Origin of the sequence: Chryseobacterium sp. JM1 (genome assembly GCF_000737715.1) — a bacterium.
In the GTDB taxonomy this organism is placed as follows: domain Bacteria; phylum Bacteroidota; class Bacteroidia; order Flavobacteriales; family Weeksellaceae; genus Chryseobacterium.
This window is the reverse complement of the sequence record NZ_JPRN01000006.1, coordinates 151,927-176,133: the sequence shown is the minus strand read 5'-3', so window position 1 is coordinate 176,133 and position 24,207 is coordinate 151,927. Positions and strand designations below refer to the sequence as shown.

The following is a 24,207-nucleotide window of genomic DNA, read 5'->3' as shown; positions in this document are numbered from 1 at the left end:
TTTCATTTTATCTTACTCAGAAGATGGCTCCGATAGCTTTCTCCAATCGGAATTTCCTGCTCAGAGACTAAAACAATCTTCTTGATCCCAATATTTTTGGTTTGATCCAGATTCACGATGAATGATTTATGAACGCGGACAAATCTTTCAGAAAGCTGGGTTTCCAGAGATTTAAGGGTGTCCAGAACAATATATTCCTCATTGGAAGTTTTAATGTTCACATAATCTTTGATGCTTTCGATATACAGAATATCATTAAAGTTGATGCGGTGCTGCTGACCGGAAGATTTCACAAAAAAATAGGATTCTTCATTGCTTTCAGAAAAGGAAAAACGTTCCTGTGCCTTCACTGCGCTTTTATAGAAGCGGTCAAAAGAAACCGGCTTCAGAAGATAATCAATAATATTGTGCTCATACCCTTCCAGTGCGTATTCGGAATAGGCTGTTGTCAAAATATATTTTTTCTTTTCCCCGACAATTTTCATAAAATTAATCCCTGAAAGTTCAGGCATCTGAATATCCAGAAAAATAAGATCCGCTTCATTGTTTTGTATAAATTCCAACGCCAGAATAGGATTCTCCGCAGAGAAAACCAGTTCTAAAAAAGGAATTTTCCGGACATAATTTTCCAGCAGCGATATCGCCAGCGGCTCGTCGTCTACAATGATGCATTTAATCGTTTTCATAAGGGAAAATAATTCTTAAATCTACAATAAATTCAGATTCCAGGTCTTTTATATAGAGCTCGTGTTTCTTCGGATACAGAATTTCCAGCCTTTTTTTCACATTATCGATCCCGATTCCGGACGCAGTATCTTTGACTTTCTGGTTTTTATAATTGTGAAGGTAAAAATGAAGCACCTTATTGTCATCCGACACTTTTAATACAAATCCTTTCTCCCGGAAATCCCCATGTTTAAAAGCATTTTCTACAAACGGCACCAACAGCATGGGTGAAATATTGATTTTAGGATGATTGATATTCTTTTCAATAATCAAGAGTTCAGGATTTTTGATTCTGAGCTTTTCCAAACCAATTAAACTTTCAATATAGCCTATTTCCTTATCCAGGCTGATGAAATCTTTCTCAAGATCTTTGGTGCTGTACCTCAGCAGTTCACTCAGCTTTTCAATAGCCGGAAGTGCTTTATCCGAATTCTGATACACCAGGGAATAGATGTTATTTAAAGAATTAAAAATAAAATGAGGATTGATCTGCGTCTTCAATGCCTGAAGCTGAGCATGCTTTCTTTCTTCAACAAGCCTGTTACGCTCTTCTTCCACTTTAAAATAATACTTAAAGAACCACAGGTTGGTACTCACGAAAACCGTTAAGCTCGAATAGTAAATATTGTCGTAAAAATAATACAAAAACGTTGTTCCTTCTGCATAATTTCTAAAACCTGTCAGCGCAGGAAGCAACAGTTCTTCTATTGAATATCTGAAAAGCACAAAAATAAATACACCTACAAAAAAACCAACGATCATCATGTAGAATCTATTCGGATTGAAAAACCGTGGTGCGACGAAAAAATAATTAACATAAAACCCCAGGAAATTGGCCAGGAAGATAGTGACATCCAAAAGATCAAAATTAGATTTGCTGTATACTATCCTGGCAAGAAGGCTATTAAAAATCATCAACAGCCAATAAAAAATGTGCAGAAGGAGAACTTGTTTTTGCTTCATGTTCAAATGTAAGACACAGAGCTTTTAAATTCCTACACATTTCCGACGAAACCCGTTTTTTTTCCGATGAAAATATTTTGAACGGATTAATCTGTGCTGAAATCTAAACGCCATTTCATAAAAAGAAGTTTGAAAATACCTTTGGACCAAGATTTTAAACTATGAAACTGAAATATATTCTTATCAGCACCCTTTTATCAGCAGCGCTATCTGCACAGGTTCAAAAAGACAGCATTAAGCATGTGGAACAGATCAATCTGTTAGTCAAGAAAAAACTTCTGGAAAGAAAAGCAGACCGCCTTATCTTTAATGTAGAAGCATCAATAACTTCCCAGGGAATGGACGCAACAGAAACCCTTGCCAATGTTCCTATGCTGAAAGTAGATGAAAACATGGGCTCTATCTCGATCACCGGAAAAAGCAGCGTGAATGTAATGATCAACGGAAGAATGCTGAACCTTTCAGGAAATGCTCTTTTGAATTATCTGAAATCCATCCGTTCAGAAAATATCTCAAAAATAGAAGTGATCACCACGCCTCCTTCAAAATACGAAGCTCAGGGAAACAGCGGACTCATTAATATTATCCTGAAAAAGAACCCGAATTTAGGGTTCAGCGGAAATATCAATTCGAACCTCATCCAGAGAAGTTATTCAGGTTTCAGTTCCAATGGTTCGCTTAATTATCAGACGGAAAAATTCAGCAGCAGCCTAAAACTGACGTATTATGATTCAGCCAAGCGTACCGACGAAAATTACAATATTATCGGAGCTTCCCAAAACTACAGCAACTCCATCCGGAAAGATATGTGGAAGGAACTAACGCCAACCCTCAATCTCTCTTATAAAATCAGCAAAAATGCTGAGATCGGAATGGAATATATCTACGCGCATCAAAAATCCGGAATGGACATCGTCAATACCACAAAAAATATTGATGCCGGTCTTAATGAGGAAAACCTTTTAACCAACACCTTTCACCGCGAAAAACTTCCAACCCATACCTTAAGCGCTTATTACGACCTGAAGCTGGATTCATTGGGTAAGAAACTAAGCATTGCAGGAAATTTTTATAAGAACAATTCGGATACGGAAGTGAATTTTTCTACGCTTACCCTTTCAGATCATTCCGCTCAGGATGTAAAGACAACGTCTTTGATCTCGCCACAGATCTTTTCTGCTCAGGCAGATCTGGAGCTTCCTTTCTCTTTCGGAACCATTGAAACAGGGGTGAAGTTTAATCAGTTTAAAAACAGTTCGGACATTCAGTATTTTAATCTGAATGGCGGACAATATGTACCGGATCTTTCAAGAGCTAATCTGTTCACCTATCAGGAAGAAAATTATGCCGCATATTTCAGTTATGCAAAAACATTCGGGGAACACTGGGAAACCAAAGCGGGCCTTCGCTATGAACATACCAATGCAGAAAGCTATACTCCATCTTCCAATTCAGAAAACAAATACAATTACGGACAATGGTTCCCATCTGCTTATGTTTCGTACAAAGAAGATAAAAATGTATTCAGCTTTTCCTATTCCAGAAGAATCAACCGCCCGAGTATGGGTAATCTTAACCCGTTTCGCTGGTACTCCAATCCCTATTCTTATTCATCAGGAAATCCTTTACTGACACCGGCTTACATCAATAACTGGGAATTGGGATATACCTTCAATAATAAATTCTCAACCAGTGTTTATTATTTGAGAATGAAAAATGCATTCGGTCAAATTTCTGCCATTGACGATATTTCACAGATTTCAACCTACCTTAACTATTATAACAATAATTTCTGGGGTCTTAATGCCTCTTATACGGATACTTTCTTCAAGTTCTGGGAAAGCAGCATCTCGATGAATGCATCGCTTCAGAATTCGTCGGTATTCAATGTGGATGCGGAAACCCAGAAAGGAAGTTCTTTCAGCTATTCCATCAACAATACATTTACTTTAAACAAAAATAAGACGCTTGTATTCTTTCTGAACTACAGCCACAGTTTGGCTTACAAAAATGTGAACTCTTATTTCCAGGCTTTTCCGGAACTGACTTCAGGATTAAAAGTTTCACTCATGGAAAAGAAACTTCAGATCAATGCGACGGTAACCAATATTTTTGCTCAGAGATACCGTGGAGAATTGTATTTCTCCGATAATACCCAGTACATGAATAACTATTGGGACGGTAGAAGCTTCCGTTTAAGTGTTAATTATACTTTTGGAAGCAACAAGAAGAAACTCAGTAAGAAGAATATCAATTTTGAGGAAAAAGAAAGAGCACAGTAATTGTTTTTGTTGCCTCAATTTCAAAACTTTAGGAGTAAGATAAATGCAATCAAACCTTATAGGTTTTAAAAACCTATAAGGTTTCGTTGTCTAAAATATACATTTTGATTTTCTAAAACTACAAAAGAGTCTTTATAATGATAGATCTGTCAGATGGAACAGATTCTTATTTCATGTTTTTCTAAACATTAAGATCAATGAAGGAGGTAAGGTCAGTTAAGAAAAAATCAAATGATTTTTTAAAGTTGTAGGTCTTAAAGCAAAGCTAAAAACTTAATATCCTTAAAAGCTTAACAGAATCTTAATGGTTTGAATTTTTTCTCTCCCTGATGAACGAGCAAAAGTAAAAATCTGCATCATCTGATTAATCTGCGTGAAATTTTAAAATAATGTGATCTCTATCCATTCCCAAGTTTTGCTATTGATCATTTTTGCTATTCACTTAAACAAAAAAAACAGAGAATGGTTCCCTGTTTTTTGCTTTTATCTTTATCTGTTTTTAAAATTTAAATTCTACTCTCGCGAAAACAAAACGTCCACCTATCCCGTATTGCGAAACCTGTCTGGAATACACAAACTGGTTATCCGCCGTCAATGAATTGATATTTGGACTTTTGGAAGGCATTACATTAAATATATTATTACTTCCCACCGTTGCTGAAATGTTTTTATTGAAATCATAGCCTACGGAAAGGTCTGTCACAAAGCGGTCATTTAAAATGAAATGTTCTCTGCTTTCGGTAACGCCGTCGAAATTGGCATCCAGGACATCCGCATCCGTCACTTTTCCAAAGTAGGAGTTTCTGAGAGCAACCGTAAGCGCTGAGAATTTCAGGGTATTGGCCAACGTCGCTTTGATGCGGGGAACAGCTTCTTCAAAATAGACTCTATTGGGCTCAGAAAAATAATTATTGATTTGGCTCACCAGTTTCGGTGAAGCATGAATCTCTCCCACTCTTCTGGTCTGATTCAGGTTAAGTCCTAAATTGTTTTCCAAAGCTATTCCCTCCGAAATTCTCGTGTTCTGGGAAACCGTAATATCCAGTCCTTTGGTTTGGGAATCTACTGCATTGGCAAAGAAATTCGCGGCACTGGCTCTCGCAAGATCAAAGGCTCCCTGAAGAACCGCCTGATCTGATCCCGGGGTAAAGCTTCCGGACGGACGGAAAAACAGATCCGTAAGAACCACTCTATCCTTAATCTTTATCAGATAAGCATCCGCTGTAAATACTAAACTTAAAGAAGGAATCTTCCAGGTAATTCCTGTACTGTAAGACTGTGAAGTTTCCTGTTTCAGTTTTGGGATTCCTAAGGCCTGAGCTGCTTCGGAATTGTTTCTGAAAGTTCCCACCTGCGTAGTTTGTCCCTGTTGGATTAGTGTAGAGGTAGAACTGTAGTAGATCTGTGCTAAAGAAGGCGCTCTGAATCCTGTGGAAACCGCTCCTCTCCAATTGAAATTTTTAGCCAGTTTGACATTGGTAGCCAATTTATAATTAAAGGTAGAACCGAAATCTGAATAATTTTCAAAACGTACCGCTCCTTCCAATAACCACCAATCCGTTGGTTCAATCTCAACGTCGGCATAGGCTGCTAAACTGTTCCGGCTTCCTGAAACGGCATTATCCGGGCTGAAACCTGGAAATACCTGAGAACCTGCGGGTCTTGTAGCTCCAAAGAAGTCGGTTACCTTTTCATTGTCAGGGGTAGCAGCAGTCACTACACGGCCAAAAATATCATAGGAGACGTAGGAGTTTTCATTTCCTGCATTCACTTTATAGTTTTCATAGCGGTATTCTCCTCCGAAAGCTACATTTAAGCCATGAAGCACATCATATTTTTTTGAGAAATCCAGATTCAGGGTATTTTGTGAAAACTCAGATCCTCCTGCTTTAAAAGTTCTTGGTGAATTGTCACCCAGAGAGGCATTAAATGTATTGACCACCCCAAAGTTAAAAGCATTCTTTCCGAAAGTATTACTCAAATCTACATTCCAGCCGTTCCATTTTCCTTTGATACCTCCGGCTAAGGAATAATCATTCACATTAGCTTCAATTTGAGGTAAATATCCATTGGGCGTAACGGCATTGATGTTTCTTTCTGTATTCGGCAGACGGAAAAATCCTCCGGCATTTCCCAAACGGTAGCTGTAACCTCCAAAAGAATATACTTTCCAGTCTTCATTCACAGGAATTTCAGAGTTGAAAAAAAGCTGTCCCGACTGAAGTTTTGACTGTCCCGCTCTCAGACTGTAATCTTTTCTTTCCAGACCTCTGTAGTTAAGTTCCTGATCTGTAAAATCTTTTCCTAATAAGCCCTGCAATGCGGTAATACTGTTGGCTTCCGATATTTGATTTTTAAAATCCTGTGAAAAATAATCAACCTGCGATGCATACTGCTTAACCGTATTGATAATTTGCTGGCTGTTGGACGTATTGGTAATATTTTTATACAGTCCGTCGATATTGACTCCGCTCTGCAATGCCCTGTAATTAATCGCATTATAGGCATTAAAAATATCCCCCTGACGTACACCCGCCCTTGAATACGGATCGCGGTATTGTACAGAACCTGTTACATTAATAAAGCCTTTCTCCCCAATTTTTGCTCCATAGTTCAGATCTGCAGAAATGGTCTGTCCATCTATCCCTCCGGAAAAATTTTTGGCAACGGATGAAGCGTATCCTCCCAGGAAAACCTGTCCTGATAGTCCTAATCTTTTTTTAAGTCCTAAATTCACAACTCCTGCAATAGCATCAGAACCATATTGAGCAGAAGCTCCATCCCTTAAAACTTCAATTTTTTCCAGTGCAAATGCTGGAATTGCATTAAGATCTGTTCCCACTGAACCTCTTCCGGGAGTTAGCGTAACATTGATAAGAGAAGACTGGTATCTCCTTTTTCCGTTAAGCAGGACCAGAACCTGATCCGGGCCAAGTCCTCTGAGAAGGGCCGGATCTACAAAATCGGTTCCGTCGTTTACCGTATGTGAAGTGGATGAGAATGAAGGCACCACATAGTTGAGGGCCTGACTGATACTGTTAACAGGACTTTGTCTTAGGATCTTTGAGATATTGATGATATCTACAGGTACCGGAGTATCTGTAAGAGATCTTCCTGATCCTCTTGATCCCAGGATCACTACGTCATCGATCTTTTTGGATGAGGTAGAATCCGACTGTCCAAAGTAAAATGCTGATATAAATGCTGCCGAAGCTATGATTGTTTTTTTCTCGAAATTGCGCATGTGTTTTCTATTTTTTTATTACTGATTGTTGATTTGATTTCAGCCCATAGTTTTCCTGCAACCCGTATTTCAGGTCGCTTTATAAAGCCTAAATATTTAAATTATTTTTTAGAGAAGTCTGGGATCATATGCAAAACTTGGGAAGAGAAAATGATTTTTAACGCAAAGCTTCATCTTGTTAACGTTTAGTTTTGAGGAAGGCAAAGAATTGTGACTGCGTCACTGATGAAGCTATCAGTTTACAACATTCGCTTAATCGAATCAATGAAATTGATTCCGCCTTTGCTTCCCTTTATCAATACAATAATTAATTTCTTTGTGTCAAAAAAAGCTTATCTCTTACACAGGTTTTGAAGTTGATCCAAAGTCTAGAAACAACAACACATACGCATGTGGAAATGGCATGAAAAGAGGTCAGAATAACGAAGCGGCACTTCATGATCTGAGAAACGAAAATTTAAATTGGTCTTGTGGTTTCCCTTGTCTTTAAACATTGATTTTAATTTTAAAACAAAAATGTCAAGATGGGGAGAAAATAGAGAATAAACATTTTTTCCGGGCATACCGGCTTATCTATTTTAGCACCTTGCTTGTTTTTGCAGGTTGCTATCCCATCTATGAGATTCTTGATAATTACCTGGCAAAGATATAATTATTTCGGAAATAAAAAAATAATTGCTTAAAAATTTAACTTTTCGCAAATTTTGCCGTAACAAATGAATCTTTTTTACGTCTAACTGGAGAGTAGAAAAAAAACATTATGAAAAAAACTATATTAACTTTATCTCTGTTGGGATCTTTTTTCGCCTATTCACAGGAGAAACCCAACAGCGGTACGGAGAAGGAGAAGCAAATTGAAGGTGTAGTAATCACCAAAACTAAAAAAGCCGTTGAACAGAAAGCAGACCGTACTATTTTTGATTTTTCTGAGCAGCCACAGCTGAATAACGGTAACGTTCTGGAAGGAATTAAAAAACTTCCTGGATTGGTGTCTACCGATATTGCTGGAATGATGTATCAGGGGAAAATCCTGGATGTATACCTGAACGGAAGACCTTTAAATATCACGTCCAATGAATTAAATTCTTTCCTTGAAGGAATGCCGGCCAACTCGGTAGACAGAATTGAAGTGATCACGCAACCGGGTGCTGAATATCCGGCCACTTCGGGAGGTGCCATCATGAATATCATTACGAATAAGAATGCCAATAAATATTTAACGGCAACGTATTCCGGAAACTACTCTTTTACGAATTACGATAAATTCAGAAGCAGAACCACCCATTCCCTGAACCTGAATGCCAGAAATAAACTGTTCGGATGGCAGCTGAATGTAGGCCAGAATTACCGTGAAAGCATGCTGAACACCATGCAGGATGTATTGTTGAACAGTAATACAGACCGAATCGGCCGCGGATATTTTGCCAAATCAGGAATGACTTTTGACCTTGGAAACGACAGGTTATTGCTAAACTACGATATCTATCACAATAATAATGACAATTATACTGCGAGTAATGGTCTTGCAGAAATTTTTGATAAAGAAAAAGATAAATACAGAGAAGCGGATTTTAACGCTTTTGATGCTGCCAGAACCAATAATCTAAGACAGGAAGCTGTTGCTACCTATCAAAAACGTTTTAGCGATAAGTCTCAAAAACTGGATTTCCAGTTTGGCTATACAAAGTCTGACAGTAAGTTTGCCCAGGATAATTTCTTCCAAAGAGGCAATTTCACAGATGATGGTCAAACGTTCAATAATCCTGGTGCCAATGATATCCTTAATAATAAATCGGATATGAGGGTGGCCAATTTCAAGATAGATTATTCACAGCCCATTAAACTTCTGGACGGCGGAAAAGTAAGTGCCGGCGGATTGTACGAAAGACAGGATTTTGAAACAGAAAGCAAAGGACTTAAAAACCTTGAATATCAAAGACAGACTGCTTCTACCTATCTTGAGCTTCAGGCTAAACTGAAAAAGTTTGATTTCACCTTAGGGGCACGTGCTGAAAATTATGATATTTCCGGAATAGCCAGAAAGGACAGTGCCGGTCTTGTAGTACAGAAAGATCTGAGAACGTTCAATAAGTTCAAAATTTTCCCTAATGCAAGTGTACAGTATAATCTGATGAATCAGGTATATATTGCCGCAAACTATAACAAAAAGATCAGCTTACCAAGCATCTCTGCCCTGAATCCAAATAACGTAACGTTTTCGGGTCCTAACACGCAAATAAACGGTAACCCCAATCTTCAGCCGACCATTTTTGACAATTACGAGTTAAAAATCTCTGCTTTTGATTATGCTTTCATCGGATACAGTGTAAGTTCTGCGAAGGATCAGGTAGCACAGATCATTATGAAGGATGGTAAAAATCTTTACAATCAACAGGTGAATATTTCCAATATGAGAATTCACAACTTCAATGTTGGACTTCCGGTTCCGTTTATGATCTTCAGCAAACCGATCAGTGAAATTATGAAGTTTGATTTCAATCCGGACAAAATTAACTTTATGTATCTGTATGCAGGCTATCAGAAGCATGAAATTGACAACCTCAACAATAAAGGTTTCTGGATTTTTAATGTAATGGCTCAGTTAATCCTTCCCAAAGGCATAAAAATGACGGCCAATTACAGTTATCTAACTCCTAAAGCCGGTTATTTCTATTTTACAGCAGAAAAGCCATTCAACAACAATGTCGATATCACTTTAACGAAGAAATTCCTGAACAACAAACTGACTCTTTCTGTTTTCGCTAATGATATCTTCAACGGACAAGTGATGCAGGTACGTTCTAACCCTCCAGCAGGCGATGCCGTAATATTGAGAAGTAAATATGATACAAGAAATTTCGGACTGTCTATTAACTACAAAATTCCGACAAAAAATAAACTGGCAAAAGAAGATGCCAGTATTTTAAACAGTACTAAAAAAGAAGATTCGGGTGTCATGCAGGCTCCCCAGTAACTTATCCAAATAAAATGAGGCAGTAAAATTTCTTTACTGCCTCATTTATTTAAAAACAATATAATTTAAAAATCTATAGTCTGGAATCTCCAGTGCAAAGTATCAACAAGGGTAAGCTGATCCGGATGTACGGGAAGTTCTGTGATGATCTTTAAAACCTGCATAGCCATCATACTTCCAATAATCCCCGGCAACGCTCCCAAAACTCCGAGACTGTCACAATCCGGGATATCTTCATCAAAAGGTGGCTCCGGAAAGAGATCTCTGAGATTTTTACTCCCTTTGTAGTTGAACAAAGCAGTCTGTCCTGTAAAACCCAGAATACTTCCGTAGACCAAAGGTTTCTCCAGTTTTACACAGGTATCATTGATCAGATATCTGGCAGTAAAATTATCGGACCCGTCTACAATAATATCGTACTGAGAAATGATTTCTTCTGCATTTGAACTGTCAATTTTCTTATTGATTCCTGTAAATTGTACCTGATGATTCAGTTTACTGACAAAGGCTTCCGCACTTTTGACCTTTGAAACCCCAACTTTATTTTCATTGTGAATGATCTGGCGGTTCAGGTTGTGAAGTTCCACACAATCAAAATCTGCAACCCCTAAAGTTCCGACTCCGGCCGCGGCCAGATACTGAATAACGGGACTTCCCAAGCCTCCTGCTCCAATGACAAGGACTTTGGACAACCTTATTTTCTTCTGTCCCTCCAGCCCGATTTCTTCTATGAATATCTGCCGGCTGTATCTCGCAAAAATATCTTCGCTTTTCATTCTAAATTATATACTTTGAACCATTAAGTTTTTTTAAGAGATTAAGAATTATTAAGATAAGCTCTGCTTTAAGATTTAAAATCTATTTGATTTTTTCTTAATTAAACTTAATGACTTCAATCTTCTTAATGGTTTAATTTTTTAAATCCACTGTATGCAGGATCCCAGTCTTTCATCACCGGATCATAGCCTGCTTTTCTGATGCTGGCTTTCACTTCTTCCATGCTTCTTTCATCGCTGGTTTCAAACTGTTCCAGAGATTCCACATCTACAGCATAACCTCCGGGATTTGTTTTAGAAGCGGCGCTCATGGCTGTTGCTCCTAGTGAGATGATATTATTTCTGAATTTCTCATTTTCTCTGGTAGATATGGAGATTTCAAGATCTTCATTCCATATTCTGTACGCACATATCAGTTGCAGCAGGTCTTTATCTTCCATGATAAAATTGGGTTCAATGATTCCTTCTGCCGGTCTGAGTCTTGGAAAGGAAACTGAAAAACGGCTCTTCCAGTATTGTTTTTGCAGATAATCAATGTGAAGGGCATTAAAGAAACTGTCTACACGCCAGTCCTCAAGTCCAAGCAGAACACCAAGCCCTATTTTATGGATTCCGGCTCTTCCTATTCTGTCAGGAGTGTCTAAGCGGAAATGAAAATTGGATTTTTTCCCTTTGGGATGGTATTCTTTATACACTTCCTGATGATAGGTTTCCTGATACACCAACACCGAATAAACGCCTTCCTGATGCAACTGCAGATATTCATTCTCTGATAAAGGCTGCACCTCAATCGAGATATTGGCAAAATGAGGTCTCATCAGACGAACTGCATTCAAAAAGTAGGAAATCCCAACTGTTTTATTGGCTTCTCCACTGACTAACAAAACGTGATTAACACCCATAGATTTCAGAACAGAAGCTTCTATCATCACTTCCGTATCAGAAAGAGTTTTCCTCCTGACATCATTATCCAGACTAAAACCGCAATACGTACAGATATTCTGACATTCATTGCTGAGGTACATCGGTGCATACAGCTGAATGGTTTTCCCAAAGCGTTTCTGGGTAAGCTGACGGGTCATTTTGGCCATCAGTTCCAGTTCCTGTGCGGCGACAGGAGAAAGCAGGTTGAGAAAATCATCCAATGTTTTGTTTTTCTTCTGAAGGCTGTTCAGTACATCCGAATGGGTTACTTTTCCGAGTCTGGCTTTTACCTCATCCCACTGATAGCGTTCAAAAACATCTTTAAAGCTGTTCATTATGTATCCGCTGTATTATTCAAATAAAAACGAGGTTAAAGGACTTGAAGCTTCAGCGTGATCTGCTATAGCTCCCAGCCCCGATTCAAAAGCTCTTCTCCCGGCAATAACGCCTTCCTTAAAGGCTAAAGCCATATTGACAGGATTTCTTGCCACGGCAATAGCCGTATTCACAAGAACTGCATCAGCTCCCATTTCCATTGCTTTTGCTGCGTCTGAAGGCGCCCCGATTCCGGCATCTACCACCACAGGAACATTGCTCTGACTGATGATGATCTCCAGGAAATCTAATGTTCTCAATCCTTTATTAGTCCCGATTGGAGCACCCAAAGGCATTACCACAGCGGTTCCGGCATCTTCCAGACGTTTACACAGAACAGGATCCGCATGAATGTAAGGCATCACGATAAATCCAAGCTTGGCCAGTTCTTCAGTGGCATATAGGGTTTCAATAGGATCCGGAAGAAGGTATTTCGGATCAGGATGGATTTCCAGTTTTACCCAGTTGGTTTCCAGGGCTTCTCTTGCAAGCTGGGCTGCCAGTACAGCTTCTTTCGCGGTTCTGGCTCCCGAAGTGTTGGGAAGAAGGTGAACATGGGTTTCTTTTAATGAATCCAGCAGGCCGTCTTCTGCCGCACCGGAATCTATTCTTTTCAGGGCCATAGTGACCATATCTGTTCCTGACGCGATAACGGAAGTTGCCATTTCATCGAGGTTTCCGAACTTTCCGGTTCCGAGGAACAGTCTTGACTCGAATATTCTGTCTGCTATTATTAATTTTTGATTATTCATATCATTGCTTTTTTAAATTCATTGATGGCAGCCGGCTGGTTGGTGATCTGTCCCGACACCGCCACTCCATAGATTCCGATCTGCTGCAAAAGTTCTATATCTTCAAACGTAACTCCTCCAATCGCAAAGATCCTCGGAATAGTGATTGATTTTTCTTTTAAACTGTTGATCATATGCTGATAACCTTCAAACCCCAAAATTGGGCTGAGCTTTTCTTTTGTAGCAGTAAATCTCAAGGGTCCGAGACCGATATAATCACACTGCTCTTCTATTCTTTGAATCACATCCGATACTGTGTTGGCCGTCCCTCCGATGATCTTATGAGCTCCTAAAACAGTTCTTGCCGTCTCGATTGATACATCATTTAAGCCTAAATGAACACCATTTGCATCAATTTCTTTTGCGATCTGAACATGATCATTGATGATACAGACCGCCTGATATTCTGAGCAGAGCTGTTTTGATATGGTGCAGAGTTCGGTTAATTCTTTCTCTGAAGCATTTTTCCAGCGAACCTGAACCCATTTTATACCATTGTCCAGCGCAGTACGGATATTGAGTTCCTGCTCCTGCCTTGTCTGTCCCTGTGATATGTATTGTAATTTTTCCATGATTAATTAAACTGAATGATCTATGATTTTCTCTCTGCACTTTTTGAATGAATGTACAGGTTCTCCACTTTCCCATATTCCTCCTAAAATCGCTGCTCCGTCTGCTCCGTTTTCAAAGACCTTACTGATATTATTTTCATTAATTCCTCCCAAAGCAATCAGTTTGACATCATGATTTGTCCTGTGTTTCAGGTCTTCCATCACAGCAGATTGCTCACCATATCCCTTTTTCGAAATACTTGGAAAAACCGGACTTGCAAATGCATATTCCCATTCTTTTCCCAGAGCATTAAAAGTCTCAATATCATGCACCGAGGTTGAAATAATATATTCGTTTGCATAAGATTTAAAACCTCCGGCCAAACGGTCTGCTTCCCTGAAATGAAACCTGGTGATAGGATATTCTTTTCCCATATCATAAAATCCATGCAATACCAATTGAGCATAAAATTTCTCATCAATATGATCCAGGAAGCTTTTCATTTCTTCCCGGATGAACATAGGTTTCCTGATATGCAGCAGATCCAATCCTTCCTGAAACAGCTGATTGATTATTTCAGCCTCATTTTGAAAAGAAACTTCAGGAGTGATGACAAGGATCATATATAGATTTCTTTTCCTTTTTCAATAAATTCCTGAGACTTGTCCAACATTCCTTTTTCTGCGGAATCCCGAATCTCCTGAGTAATTTTCATAGAACAGAATTTTGGACCACACATAGAACAGAAGTGGGCAATTTTAGCGCCTTCTGCCGGTAATGTTTCGTCATGATAAGCTCTTGCCGTATCCGGATCTAATGAAAGATTGAACTGATCTTCCCATCTGAATTCAAACCGGGCTTTACTTAATGCATTGTCTCTGTACTGAGCACCCGGATGACCTTTTGCCAGATCTGCAGCATGGGCCGCAAGCTTGTAAGTAATCACTCCCACCTTCACATCTTCTTTGTTGGGAAGGCCTAAATGTTCTTTCGGCGTTACATAGCACAGCATCGCACAACCAAACCAACCGATCATGGCAGCCCCGATTCCAGAAGTGATGTGATCATATCCCGGAGCAATATCCGTTGTCAATGGACCTAAAGTATAGAACGGAGCTTCCTGACAAACTTCCAGTTGCTTCTCCATATTTTCTTTGATCATATGCATCGGAACGTGACCTGGCCCTTCAATCATCACCTGCACGTTATGCTTCCATGCGATTTTGGTCAGTTCACCTAAAGTTTCCAGTTCTGCAAACTGGGCTGCATCATTCGCATCTGCGATAGACCCCGGACGCAGACCATCTCCCAGTGAGAAAGCCACATCATATTTCTTCATGATCTCGCAGATCTCTTCGAAATGGGTATACAAAAAGTTTTCTTTATGATGGTAAAGACACCATTTGGCCATAATAGAGCCACCTCTGGACACAATTCCCGTTACTCTTTTTGCGGTCAGATGAATATATCTCAATAAAACGCCGGCATGAATCGTAAAATAAGAAACTCCCTGTTCTGCCTGCTCGATCAAAGTGTCTTTAAAAACTTCCCAAGTCAGATCTTCAGGAACTCCTTTTACTTTTTCCAGCGCCTGATAAATGGGAACCGTCCCGATAGGAACCGGACTGTTTCTAATAATCCATTCTCTTGTTTCGTGGATGTTTTTTCCCGTGGAAAGATCCATAATGGTATCTGCTCCCCAACGACAGGCCCAAACAGCCTTTTCTACTTCCTCATCTATACTGGATGAAACGGCACTGTTTCCTATATTGGCATTAATTTTAACCAGGAAATTACGCCCGATGATCATCGGTTCACTTTCCGGATGGTTGATATTATTCGGGATGATTGCTCTTCCGGCTGCAATTTCGTCTCTTACAAATTCGGGAGTAATTTTGCTTTTTGGTGTATTTGCTCCAAAACTGTTTCCCGGATGCTGAAATGCCATTTCTTTGGAAACACTATCCAGCTGTTCAATTCGCTGGTTTTCCCTGATCGCTACATATTCCATTTCAGGAGTGATGATTCCCTGTTTTGCGTAGTAAAGCTGCGTAAGCTCCATTCCATCTTTGGCTACTTTTGGTTTGTGGTCGTACGCAAAACGCAATTCATCGAGACACGTGTCTGCTAAACGTGCTTTTCCATATTCTGAGGTGATCCCGTTCAGGATATCTACATCCTTTCTGTCCAGAATCCACTGTTCACGGATTCTTGGAAGTCCTTTCATAATATCGATGGATGCATTTTCGTCCGTATAAGGTCCCGAGGTATCATAAATGGTAACCGGGGGATTTTCTTCCAGACTGCCGTTCGTAAGCCTGGTAGGACTGAGATGAATTTCACGCATTGCCACGCTGATAGGATGTATTTTTCCTTCAACATAAATTTTCTTGGCGTTCGGAAATGGCGAACATGTGATTGAATGAGCCATAAATTTTTGTTTTATTAAATGAGAATTATCCGCCCTGAGTGGCAGTAATGATTAACACTGAATCTTTGTCTTTAAGGAGGGTTTCTGCCCAGGCGGACAGTGGAATAATACGGTTATTGACAGCTACAGCGATCCCTTTTTTCTTTCCGGGTATTTCCATAGCCATAAGCGCTTCCAGAGTATCGGGAAGTACTTCAAATGTTTTCGTTGTGTGGTTGATTGTAAGTTCCATTCCTAATTATTTTATATATACTTTAGGAATGGCCATTATTGTACAGCAGAATGTACAGCAAAAGTCATTTACTTTTCCCTACGCTGGTATCATCCAGATCAGGTTCAAAGGGTAAAGTCTCAGTCTGTATGTCTACAGACACCCCTAAAGTTGCAACGAAGGTAGGTATTTTTTCAGAACGTGCAAAATTTTGTTTTTTTGAAACAAAAAAGACCATCTCAAAATTGAAATGGTCTTATATTGATGTTAGTCTGATCATTTATTCTTCACAGGCTCTCCATATCGCATCATTCTGCGGTACAGGAGCAATAATTTCTACTTTTTCCTTGGTGACGGGATGAATAAACTCCAGCTTTCTCGCATGAAGATTGATTCCACCATCCGGATTCGAGCGGGGTGCTCCGTATTTTAAGTCTCCTTTAATAGGAATTCCTGTTTTAGAGAGCTGAGCACGGATCTGGTGATGCCTTCCGGTTTCCAGATCGATTTCCAGAAGCATATAATTATCTAATGTTTTAATCACATGATAAGTCAGGATAGCTTCTTTTGCACCTTCGGTTATCTTTGGAAAAACGCTCGCCTTATTATTCTTTTCATTTTTCTTTAAGTAGTGAACCAATCTCTGGCTCTGAGGAATCATTTCTTTTCCTACGACAGCCCAGTAGGTTTTCTTTACTTCCCTGTTTTTCACCATCTGGGTAAGACGGGTAAGTGCTTTGGAAGTTTTAGCATAAATAACCAGACCCGAAGTCGGGCGGTCTATACGATGAACCAAACCGAGAAAAACATTTCCCGGCTTGTCATCTCTTTTTTTTATAAAATGTTTGATGGACTCCAGCAAAGATTCATCGCCGGTTTTATCGCCCTGAACAAGCTGTCCTACTTTTTTGTTCACCACCAGAAGATGGTTGTCCTCATATGCAATCTGCTCTTCCATAATCCACTATTGACGTCTGCTGGATATCGAAAGTATAACACCTCCCAGAAGACCGATGGTTTTAAGTACCGAAAGTTGTGAATCTGACGGCAGAAAAGCTCCCAATACGCAAGCCCCAGCCGCCGCATACATACCGTACATGAAATTTTTATTAGTCAAGGTAGGAGCCTGAATAAAGAAACTTGCTCCTATCAATATATAAAATACTTTTCCTGAAAGCAGATGATTAACTTCAGGTGAAAACAGATTAAACCAGCCAATGGCCATACAGACCAGTGCTGCAATTGATAAAATTCCCTGGATAGATCTTTGTTGTTGGTCTCTCATCAATTAATAGCTTTCATTTTCGTTAGGAAACTCTACACTTTTCACGTCTTTCACGTACTGAGCTACGGCTCTGGTGATTTCTGTGTACAGGTCAAGGTATCTTCTTAAAAACTTCGGACTGAAACCTTTGTTCATTCCAACCATATCGTGGTATACAAGAACCTGTCCGTCGCAATCAGAACCTGCTCCGATTCCGATGGTAGGAATTGAAATGGCTTCAGTTACTTTTTTAGCCAAATCAGCAGGGATTTTCTCCAAAACAATGGCGAAACATCCCAGTTCTTCTAAAAGTTGTGCATCAGCAATTAATTTCTCCGCTTCTGCTTCATCTTTTGCTCTTACCTTATAGGTTCCGAATTTATAAATCGACTGTGGGGTCAATCCTAAATGTCCCATGACAGGAATTCCTGCATTGATGATTTTTTTGATAGATTTTGAGATCTCTTTTCCTCCTTCAATTTTTACGGCATGAGCACCTCCTTCTTTCATCATTCTTACTGCAGACTCCAATGCTTTCTCAGGATTACTCTGATAGGTTCCGAAAGGAAGATCCGCTACCACAAGAGCTCTGTCAGTTCCTCTTACTACACTTTGAGCATGATAGATCATCTGATCCAATGTGATAGGAAGGGTTGTTTCAAATCCTGCCATTACATTGGCTGCAGAATCTCCGATCAAAACTGCATCAACTCCTCCTGCGTCTACCATCTTAGCTGTGGTAAAATCGTAGGCGGTAAGCATTGTTATTTTTTCCTTGTCGAATTTCATTTTTCGCAAGGTTTCAGTCGTAACTTTTTTAATTTCAGAGTGAACAGACATAATTTATCTATTTTTTAAAAGTTAAAAAGTCGGCTTTCGCCGACTTAAGTTTTTGTATGATGGTTATAAAACTACGTGACCTAGTTTCATCAGTTTGTCGTGGTTGAGAATTTTGATATTTCTTCCGTCTACTTCTATGAGACTGTCCTGTTTGAATTCAGAGATCAAACGGATGGCACTTTCAGTAGCAGTACCAATGATGTTGGCAATTTCTTCTCTCGTAAGTGAGATCTTGATAAACCCTTCAGGATCTACCCCCAGTTTCTGTTCCAGAAGGATCAGAATTTCTGCCAGTCTTTCTCTTACTGTTTTCTGAGCAAGGAACGTGATGGTGTTGGATGATTCTCCTAATTCGTAAGAGATCTTCTGAAGCATTGCAAAAGAAAGCTGCGGATCTACTTCCAGAAGGTACATAAAGATATCTGCGGGAAGGAAAATGCATTCAATGTCTGTCATAGCCTCTGCCTTTGCCTGGAAATTTTCCCCGCAAAGCAATGAACGATAGCCGATGATGTCGCCCTCTTTGATAAATCTTAGGATCTGGTCTTTTCCAAACGCTCCCGATTTTGACAGCTTAGCTGCCCCTTTTTCTAAAACGAACACTCCTTTTGGTGTTTCTCCGTCCTCGAAAATGGTATCGTGCTTCTGAAAACTCAATCTTTTCTTGCCGTTAATATATTTTTCAAAATCAGCGCTAGAAAGTCTTTCCTTAAATGATTTATCATTAAAAACTCTGGCGAACCTCTCTTCAATTGCAATCTGTTGTTCCTGCGACATTTTATATGACATTTATCACAAAAATAGAACTTTTTAACACGATAAACAAAAAAAATTGTTATAATTTTGTCGTTCAATATATTATGTGGTGAGCGAGAACTGTTTTCATTGTGGTCAAGGTATAGAAAAAGAGAGAATTTTGTTTGATGAAAAGACTTTCTGTTGCAACGGATGTAAGTCTGTGTATGAAATTCTGAATATCAATAATTTAACTAATTTCTACGAGCTTAATAAAAGAGCCGGAATCCGTCCCAGCGATGAGAGCTCTTCGCAGTTCGAATATCTTGATACACCGGAGATCTTCGAAAAGGTCACCGATTTCTCAGAAGGAAAGACCAGTCTCGTCACTTTTAAAATACCTGTAATACACTGTTCTTCATGCATCTGGCTACTCGAAAGCCTTCATACTCTGCATGAACATATCAATTACTCTCAGGTGAATTTCACCAGAAAGACCTTACAGATTTCATTCAACCATAACGACCTCAAATTAAGCGAACTAGCCAATTTCTTAACTAATCTTGGTTACAAGCCTGTTATCAGCCTTGAAACTGCCGATAAAAATGTAGATCATCTTGACAAATCTCTTCTTATAAAATTTGCGATTGCAGGTTTTGCATTCGGAAACGGAATGTTCCTGGCTTTCCCGGAATATGTAGGAGGTGAAGATTTCTGGATGGAGCATTATAAAGGTCTTTTCAGAACACTGATGTTCTTACTGGCATGTCCGGTCGTATTTTATTCCGCTTCGGATTATTATAAATCGGCATGGTACGGGTTAAAAAATAAGATCGTGAATATTGATGTTCCGATCGTACTGGGGATATTTGTTCTTTTCGGACGAAGCATTTATGAAGTGGTTACCGATTACGGTCCCGGATACTTTGACACCCTGTGCGGATTGCTGTTCTTTATGCTAATGGGGAAAATCTTCCAGAAAAGAACGTACAGCGCATTATCTTACGACAGAGATTATAAATCATTCTACCCTATCGCCGTTACCAAAGTAGATTTCGAAGGTAAACAGGACAACATTCTTCTTTCTGAAATCAAAGTGGGCGACAGAATTCTGGTTAGAAACCAGGAAATCATTCCGGTGGATGCCATTCTAATCAACGGGGAAGGAAATATAGACAACAGTTTCATTACCGGAGAAAGCGAAAGCATCAGCAAGCAGCCTGGTGATAAAATCTTTGCCGGTGGAAAACAGATAGGATCTTCACTTGAGCTTGAGGTAATCAAAGATGTTGACCAGAGTTATTTGACACAGCTTTGGAATAAAGAAGCGTTCAAGAAACATGAAACAGGCCTTGACACACTGACCAACAACGTCAGCAAATATTTCACATTCATTATTTTAGGCATTGCAGTCGTTTCGGGAACTTACTGGGCGTTTATTGACCTGAATGTTATGTTCCAGGTAATTTCAGCCATTCTGATTATTGCATGTCCATGTGCACTGGCATTGTCTGCACCGTTTACTTTCGGGCACATAATGAGAATTTTGGGACGTAATAAATTTTACGTAAAAGATACCCTGACGATTGAAAAAATCGCCAAACTGGATACCATTGTTTTTGACAAAACTGGAACCATTACCCACAGAAAAAAATCAAACATCAGATATGAAGGTATTGAAATCAATGATTTTGACCAACTGAATATCAAAACGTTATTAAAGAATTCCAATCACCCGCTTTCCAAGTCATTATACGAATTCATTGAGGTGAATGACGACTATTATCCTGTTGAAAAATTCCAGGAAATTTCAGGAAAAGGATATGAAGCCAGCGTAAGGGGAAGCCTTTACAAGATTGGTTCTGCCCGTTACAACAACCAGGAACCTAAGAATCTGGAGACAGCGGTTTACATGAGCAAAAACGGTGAATTTGTAGGTAAATTCATTTTCAAAAACGAATACCGTCCGAAATTAAAAGAGCTGTTTACGAAGTTAAGCACCTACAAAATATTCATCCTGAGCGGTGATAATTCTTCTGAGGAAAATCAACTTAAAGAACTGATCCCGAACTACAAAGGAATGGCTTTCAACCAAAGCCCTGAAGACAAACTGAACTACATCAAAAACCTTCAGGACCAGCAGATGAAAGTAGCGATGCTGGGAGACGGACTGAATGACGCAGGAGCTCTTAAGCAGAGTAACGTAGGAATTGCTATTGCGGATGACACGAACAGCTTCACACCATCGTCTGATGTCATCATGAATGGGGATAAAGTAGTGACTCTGGACAAATACCTGAGTGTCTGCAAAGGCTCGATCACTATTGTAAAAATGACATTCATAATCAGTTTCTTGTACAATATTGTCGGTTTAAGTTACGCAGTTACAGGCCATATGCATCCGCTCTTCGCAGCAATCATCATGCCAATCAGTTCGATCACGGTGGTCACATTCACTACTCTTTCGACCTGGATTTTGGGCAGAAAACATTTCAAAAAGCAGGCGTAGAAGCCCTTATTTAGACTGATTTTAAATTAGCTGAAATCGGCATTTCGTGATGAATGTCATTATTTTTCACTAAATTTGAACCCCGAAAATAGGTTAATTTTGTTGTCCAATGGATATTCTATATTTAATGATCCTCTGCAGTGTTTCTTTGGCTGCGATTTTCTTGGTCGTATTTATAGTGTATGCCCGAAAAGGACAGTTTGAAGATGACGAATCTCCGGCTGTCAGAATCCTTTTTGATAGTGGAGAAATCAAGGAAAAGGACGAGGGCAACAAAGATAAAGACGAGAAAAAAATAGGAGAGAATAATAAAATTGAAGAAAAAAGTGAATAGTTGATATGGAAACACAAAAGTTTAGTTATGACAACAGTATTGTCCGTGCGTTCCTTTATGCGACCTTAGTTTTCGGTCTTATAGGATTTACGTTCGGGCTTACGGCGGCATTAATGCTTTTCTACCCTGAATTACCGGAATTTGTATTCGGTACTGATGATACAACCATCAAGAGTCTTGCATCAGGCAATATTCAAGGGTTAATAAACACTCATGGTGCATTTGGTTTTGGTAGAATTAGAATGCTTCATACCAATACCGTGATCTTTGCATTTGTATGTAATATCGTTTATACCGGTATTTATTACTCGTTACAGAGATTATTAAAAACAAGAATGTACAGTGATACATTATCCTGGTTACATTTCTGGACTTGGCAGTTTATGATCGTTGCTACGTTCGTTACCTTCTTTATGGGGATCAACACCTCAAAAGAATACGCTGAACACGAGTGGCCGATCGACATATTGATTGCGTTCTCATGGATCATCTTCGGGATCAACATGTTCCTGACGATTGCAAAAAGAAGAGTAAGACACCTTTATGTAGCCATCTGGTTCTATATCGGTACCTGGATTGCAGTAGCAATGCTTCACATCTTCAACAACCTTGAGGTTCCATTATCTTTCACAGGCTGGAAATCTTATTCAGCATATGCAGGGGTAAAAGATGCTATTGTACAGTGGTGGTACGGTCACAATGCGGTTGCATTCGTACTAACGACTCCGGTTCTTGGTCTAATGTATTACTTCCTTCCGAAGGCAGCAGACAGACCGGTTTTCTCTTATAAACTGTCTATTATTCACTTCTGGTCATTAATTTTCGTATATATCTGGGCTGGTCCTCACCACCTTCAGTATACAGCTCTTCCTGCATGGGCGCAGGCTGTGGGAACTGGTTTCTCTATCATGCTTATCGCACCGTCTTGGGGAGGAATGCTAAATGGACTTCTTACACTGAGAGGAGCATGGGATAAAGTAAGGGAAAACCCTATCCTAAAGTTCTTCGTAGTGGCTGTTACATGCTACGGTATGGCAACATTTGAAGGTCCGCTTTTAGCCACTAAAAACATTAACAAAATTGGTCACTTTACAGACTGGGTTATCGGTCACGTACACTTAGGAGCTCTTGGATGGAATGGTTTCATGGCGTTCGGGGTTATCTATTACCTGGTACCGATTATGTGGAGAACAAAAATGTGGTCTGTAAAATTAGCTAACTGGCATTTCTGGTTAGGGACATTAGGAATTATTTTCTATGCAGTACCTATGTATATTTCAGGATTTACACAGGGGTTAATGTGGAAGCAGTTCAACCCGGACGGAACTCTATTATGGAAAAACTGGTTGGATACAGTAACTGCTATCATTCCATATTTCAAAATGAGATTCGTAGGAGGTTTATTCTATATTTCAGGAATGATCTTAATGATTGTGAACGTAGTTGCTACGGTAAGACAAGGTTCATTCCAGAAAGAAGTTCCTGCTGAAGCACCTGCGCTGGCTAACATCGGAAACAAACGTAAAGAAGGTGAAGGAACTCACTTATGGCTTGAAAGAATGCCTGTATTATTAGGTATTCTATCTTTCATCACCATTTCAATAGGTAGTTCAATTGAAATCATCCCTACACTATCTTTAAAGAAAAGTGTACCTACGATTTCAGCTGTAAAACCATATTCACCGCTTGAATTAGAAGGTAGAGATCTTTATATCCGTGAAGGATGTAATGCTTGTCACTCTCAGATGATCAGACCGTTCAGGGATGAGATTACGAGATTCAACGGTAAGAACGGACAGTATTCCAAAGCGGGAGAATTCGTTTATGACAGACCATTCTTATGGGGTTCTAAAAGAACAGGACCGGATTTACATAGAGAAGGAGGGAAAAACCCAAGTTCTTGGCACTACAAACACATGTATAACCCAAGATCTACATCTGCCGGTTCTATCATGCCTCGTTACCCTTGGTTAATTGCTACCAACTTAGACAGATCTAAAATGGTAGACAAAATGAAGCTTATGAAGAATGCATTTGACGTTCCTTATACAAAAGCTCAGATAGATTCTGCCAACGCATGGGCAGACAACCAGGCAACGAAGATTGTAAAAGATATCTTCTCTGAAGCAAACGACCTTAAAGTGGCCTATGCTAAGAGACCTCAGGGAGAACTGGAGAAAAAAGAGATTGTAGCTCTAATCTCTTACCTTCAGAGATTAGGTACAGATATCAAGACAACAGAAATTAAAACAGCAAGTACTAACTAAACATTAAAA

Annotated in this window: 19 protein-coding genes and 2 riboswitches; of the genes, 5 read left to right on the top strand and 14 right to left on the bottom strand. The window is 39.4% G+C overall.

All coding sequences use genetic code 11. The annotated features are described in order from the left end of the window. Positions 1 to 2 precede the first annotated feature (2 nt). Both IW22_RS12555 and IW22_RS12550 read right to left on the bottom strand, forming a co-directional pair. A complete protein-coding gene (locus tag IW22_RS12555; protein ID WP_034726950.1) occupies positions 3 to 686 on the bottom strand; it encodes a LytR/AlgR family response regulator transcription factor in 684 nt (227 codons plus the stop codon). Next, positions 673 to 1,641 (bottom strand): sensor histidine kinase, encoded by a 969-nt coding sequence (locus IW22_RS12550; RefSeq protein ID WP_228384040.1) that lies wholly within the window; start codon positions 1,639 to 1,641, stop codon positions 673 to 675. Before IW22_RS12550 ends, IW22_RS12555 begins: the two co-directional genes overlap by 14 nt. A gap of 209 nt (positions 1,642 to 1,850) precedes the next feature. Here IW22_RS12550 and IW22_RS12545 point away from each other — a divergent pair, with 209 nt between their 5' ends. Continuing rightward, positions 1,851 to 3,971 (top strand): outer membrane beta-barrel family protein, encoded by a 2,121-nt coding sequence (locus IW22_RS12545; RefSeq protein ID WP_034726948.1) that lies wholly within the window; start codon positions 1,851 to 1,853, stop codon positions 3,969 to 3,971. 499 nt (positions 3,972 to 4,470) lie between these two features. Here the strand turns inward: IW22_RS12545 and IW22_RS12540 are convergent, their stop codons facing one another. Next, positions 4,471 to 7,215 (bottom strand): TonB-dependent receptor plug domain-containing protein, encoded by a 2,745-nt coding sequence (locus tag IW22_RS12540; protein WP_034726947.1) that lies wholly within the window; start codon positions 7,213 to 7,215, stop codon positions 4,471 to 4,473. 539 nt (positions 7,216 to 7,754) lie between these two features. Further along, positions 7,755 to 7,853, bottom strand: a riboswitch (SAM-I-IV-variant riboswitch). Positions 7,854 to 7,975: 122 nt separating this feature from the next. Here IW22_RS12540 and IW22_RS12535 point away from each other — a divergent pair. Next, complete coding sequence (locus IW22_RS12535) at positions 7,976 to 10,189, top strand: outer membrane beta-barrel protein (RefSeq protein ID WP_034726946.1); 2,214 nt, start codon at positions 7,976 to 7,978, stop codon at positions 10,187 to 10,189. 65 nt (positions 10,190 to 10,254) lie between these two features. Here IW22_RS12535 and IW22_RS12530 read toward each other — a convergent pair whose 3' ends face one another. The 11 genes from IW22_RS12530 to IW22_RS12480 form a co-directional block, all read right to left on the bottom strand. Then, positions 10,255 to 10,965, bottom strand: a complete 711-nt coding sequence (locus tag IW22_RS12530; protein ID WP_034726945.1) for a HesA/MoeB/ThiF family protein — start codon at positions 10,963 to 10,965, stop codon at positions 10,255 to 10,257. Between the two features lie 125 nt (positions 10,966 to 11,090). Beyond that, entirely contained in the window at positions 11,091 to 12,224 is a 1,134-nt protein-coding gene (gene thiH, locus IW22_RS12525) for a 2-iminoacetate synthase ThiH (RefSeq protein ID WP_034726944.1), read from the bottom strand. 15 nt (positions 12,225 to 12,239) lie between these two features. Then, positions 12,240 to 13,016 carry a thiazole synthase gene (locus IW22_RS12520; RefSeq protein WP_034726943.1) on the bottom strand — a complete coding sequence of 259 codons (777 nt, stop codon included), beginning with the start codon at positions 13,014 to 13,016 and terminating at the stop codon, positions 12,240 to 12,242. Continuing rightward, positions 13,013 to 13,627, bottom strand: a complete 615-nt coding sequence (locus tag IW22_RS12515) for a thiamine phosphate synthase (protein ID WP_034726942.1) — start codon at positions 13,625 to 13,627, stop codon at positions 13,013 to 13,015. The genes IW22_RS12520 and IW22_RS12515 overlap by 4 nt, the downstream gene beginning before the upstream one ends. Before the next feature lie 6 nt (positions 13,628 to 13,633). Further along, entirely contained in the window at positions 13,634 to 14,230 is a 597-nt protein-coding gene (locus tag IW22_RS12510; RefSeq protein WP_034726941.1) for a thiamine phosphate synthase, read from the bottom strand. Continuing rightward, positions 14,227 to 16,038, bottom strand: coding sequence for a phosphomethylpyrimidine synthase ThiC (gene thiC / locus IW22_RS12505; protein ID WP_034726940.1), 1,812 nt, complete (start codon positions 16,036 to 16,038; stop codon positions 14,227 to 14,229). Before thiC ends, IW22_RS12510 begins: the two co-directional genes overlap by 4 nt. Positions 16,039 to 16,063: 25 nt before the next feature. Next, the gene (gene thiS / locus IW22_RS12500; RefSeq protein WP_034726939.1) at positions 16,064 to 16,270 is read right to left on the bottom strand and encodes a sulfur carrier protein ThiS; all 207 of its coding nucleotides are present in this window, start codon (positions 16,268 to 16,270) and stop codon (positions 16,064 to 16,066) included. Positions 16,271 to 16,328: 58 nt separating this feature from the next. Continuing rightward, positions 16,329 to 16,426, bottom strand: a riboswitch (TPP riboswitch). Between the two features lie 103 nt (positions 16,427 to 16,529). Then, positions 16,530 to 17,207 (bottom strand): RluA family pseudouridine synthase, encoded by a 678-nt coding sequence (locus tag IW22_RS12495; RefSeq protein WP_410492851.1) that lies wholly within the window; start codon positions 17,205 to 17,207, stop codon positions 16,530 to 16,532. Positions 17,208 to 17,213: 6 nt separating this feature from the next. Beyond that, positions 17,214 to 17,534, bottom strand: coding sequence for a hypothetical protein (locus IW22_RS12490; RefSeq protein ID WP_034726937.1), 321 nt, complete (start codon positions 17,532 to 17,534; stop codon positions 17,214 to 17,216). Positions 17,535 to 17,537: 3 nt separating this feature from the next. After that, positions 17,538 to 18,353: a 3-methyl-2-oxobutanoate hydroxymethyltransferase gene (panB, locus tag IW22_RS12485; protein ID WP_034726936.1), complete on the bottom strand. Its 816-nt coding sequence runs from the start codon at positions 18,351 to 18,353 to the stop codon at positions 17,538 to 17,540. Between the two features lie 63 nt (positions 18,354 to 18,416). Continuing rightward, entirely contained in the window at positions 18,417 to 19,130 is a 714-nt protein-coding gene (locus IW22_RS12480) for a Crp/Fnr family transcriptional regulator (protein ID WP_034726935.1), read from the bottom strand. Between the two features lie 88 nt (positions 19,131 to 19,218). Between IW22_RS12480 and IW22_RS12475 the strand changes: the two genes are divergently transcribed. The 3 genes from IW22_RS12475 to ccoN all read left to right on the top strand — a co-directional run bounded on the left by IW22_RS12475 (position 19,219) and on the right by ccoN (position 24,198). Next, positions 19,219 to 21,597: a heavy metal translocating P-type ATPase gene (locus tag IW22_RS12475; RefSeq protein ID WP_034726934.1), complete on the top strand. Its 2,379-nt coding sequence runs from the start codon at positions 19,219 to 19,221 to the stop codon at positions 21,595 to 21,597. Positions 21,598 to 21,706: 109 nt separating this feature from the next. Further along, entirely contained in the window at positions 21,707 to 21,931 is a 225-nt protein-coding gene (gene ccoS / locus IW22_RS12470; RefSeq protein WP_034726933.1) for a cbb3-type cytochrome oxidase assembly protein CcoS, read from the top strand. A 5-nt stretch (positions 21,932 to 21,936) separates the two neighbouring features. After that, complete coding sequence (gene ccoN, locus IW22_RS12465; RefSeq protein WP_034726932.1) at positions 21,937 to 24,198, top strand: cytochrome-c oxidase, cbb3-type subunit I; 2,262 nt, start codon at positions 21,937 to 21,939, stop codon at positions 24,196 to 24,198. Positions 24,199 to 24,207: the final 9 nt, after the last annotated feature.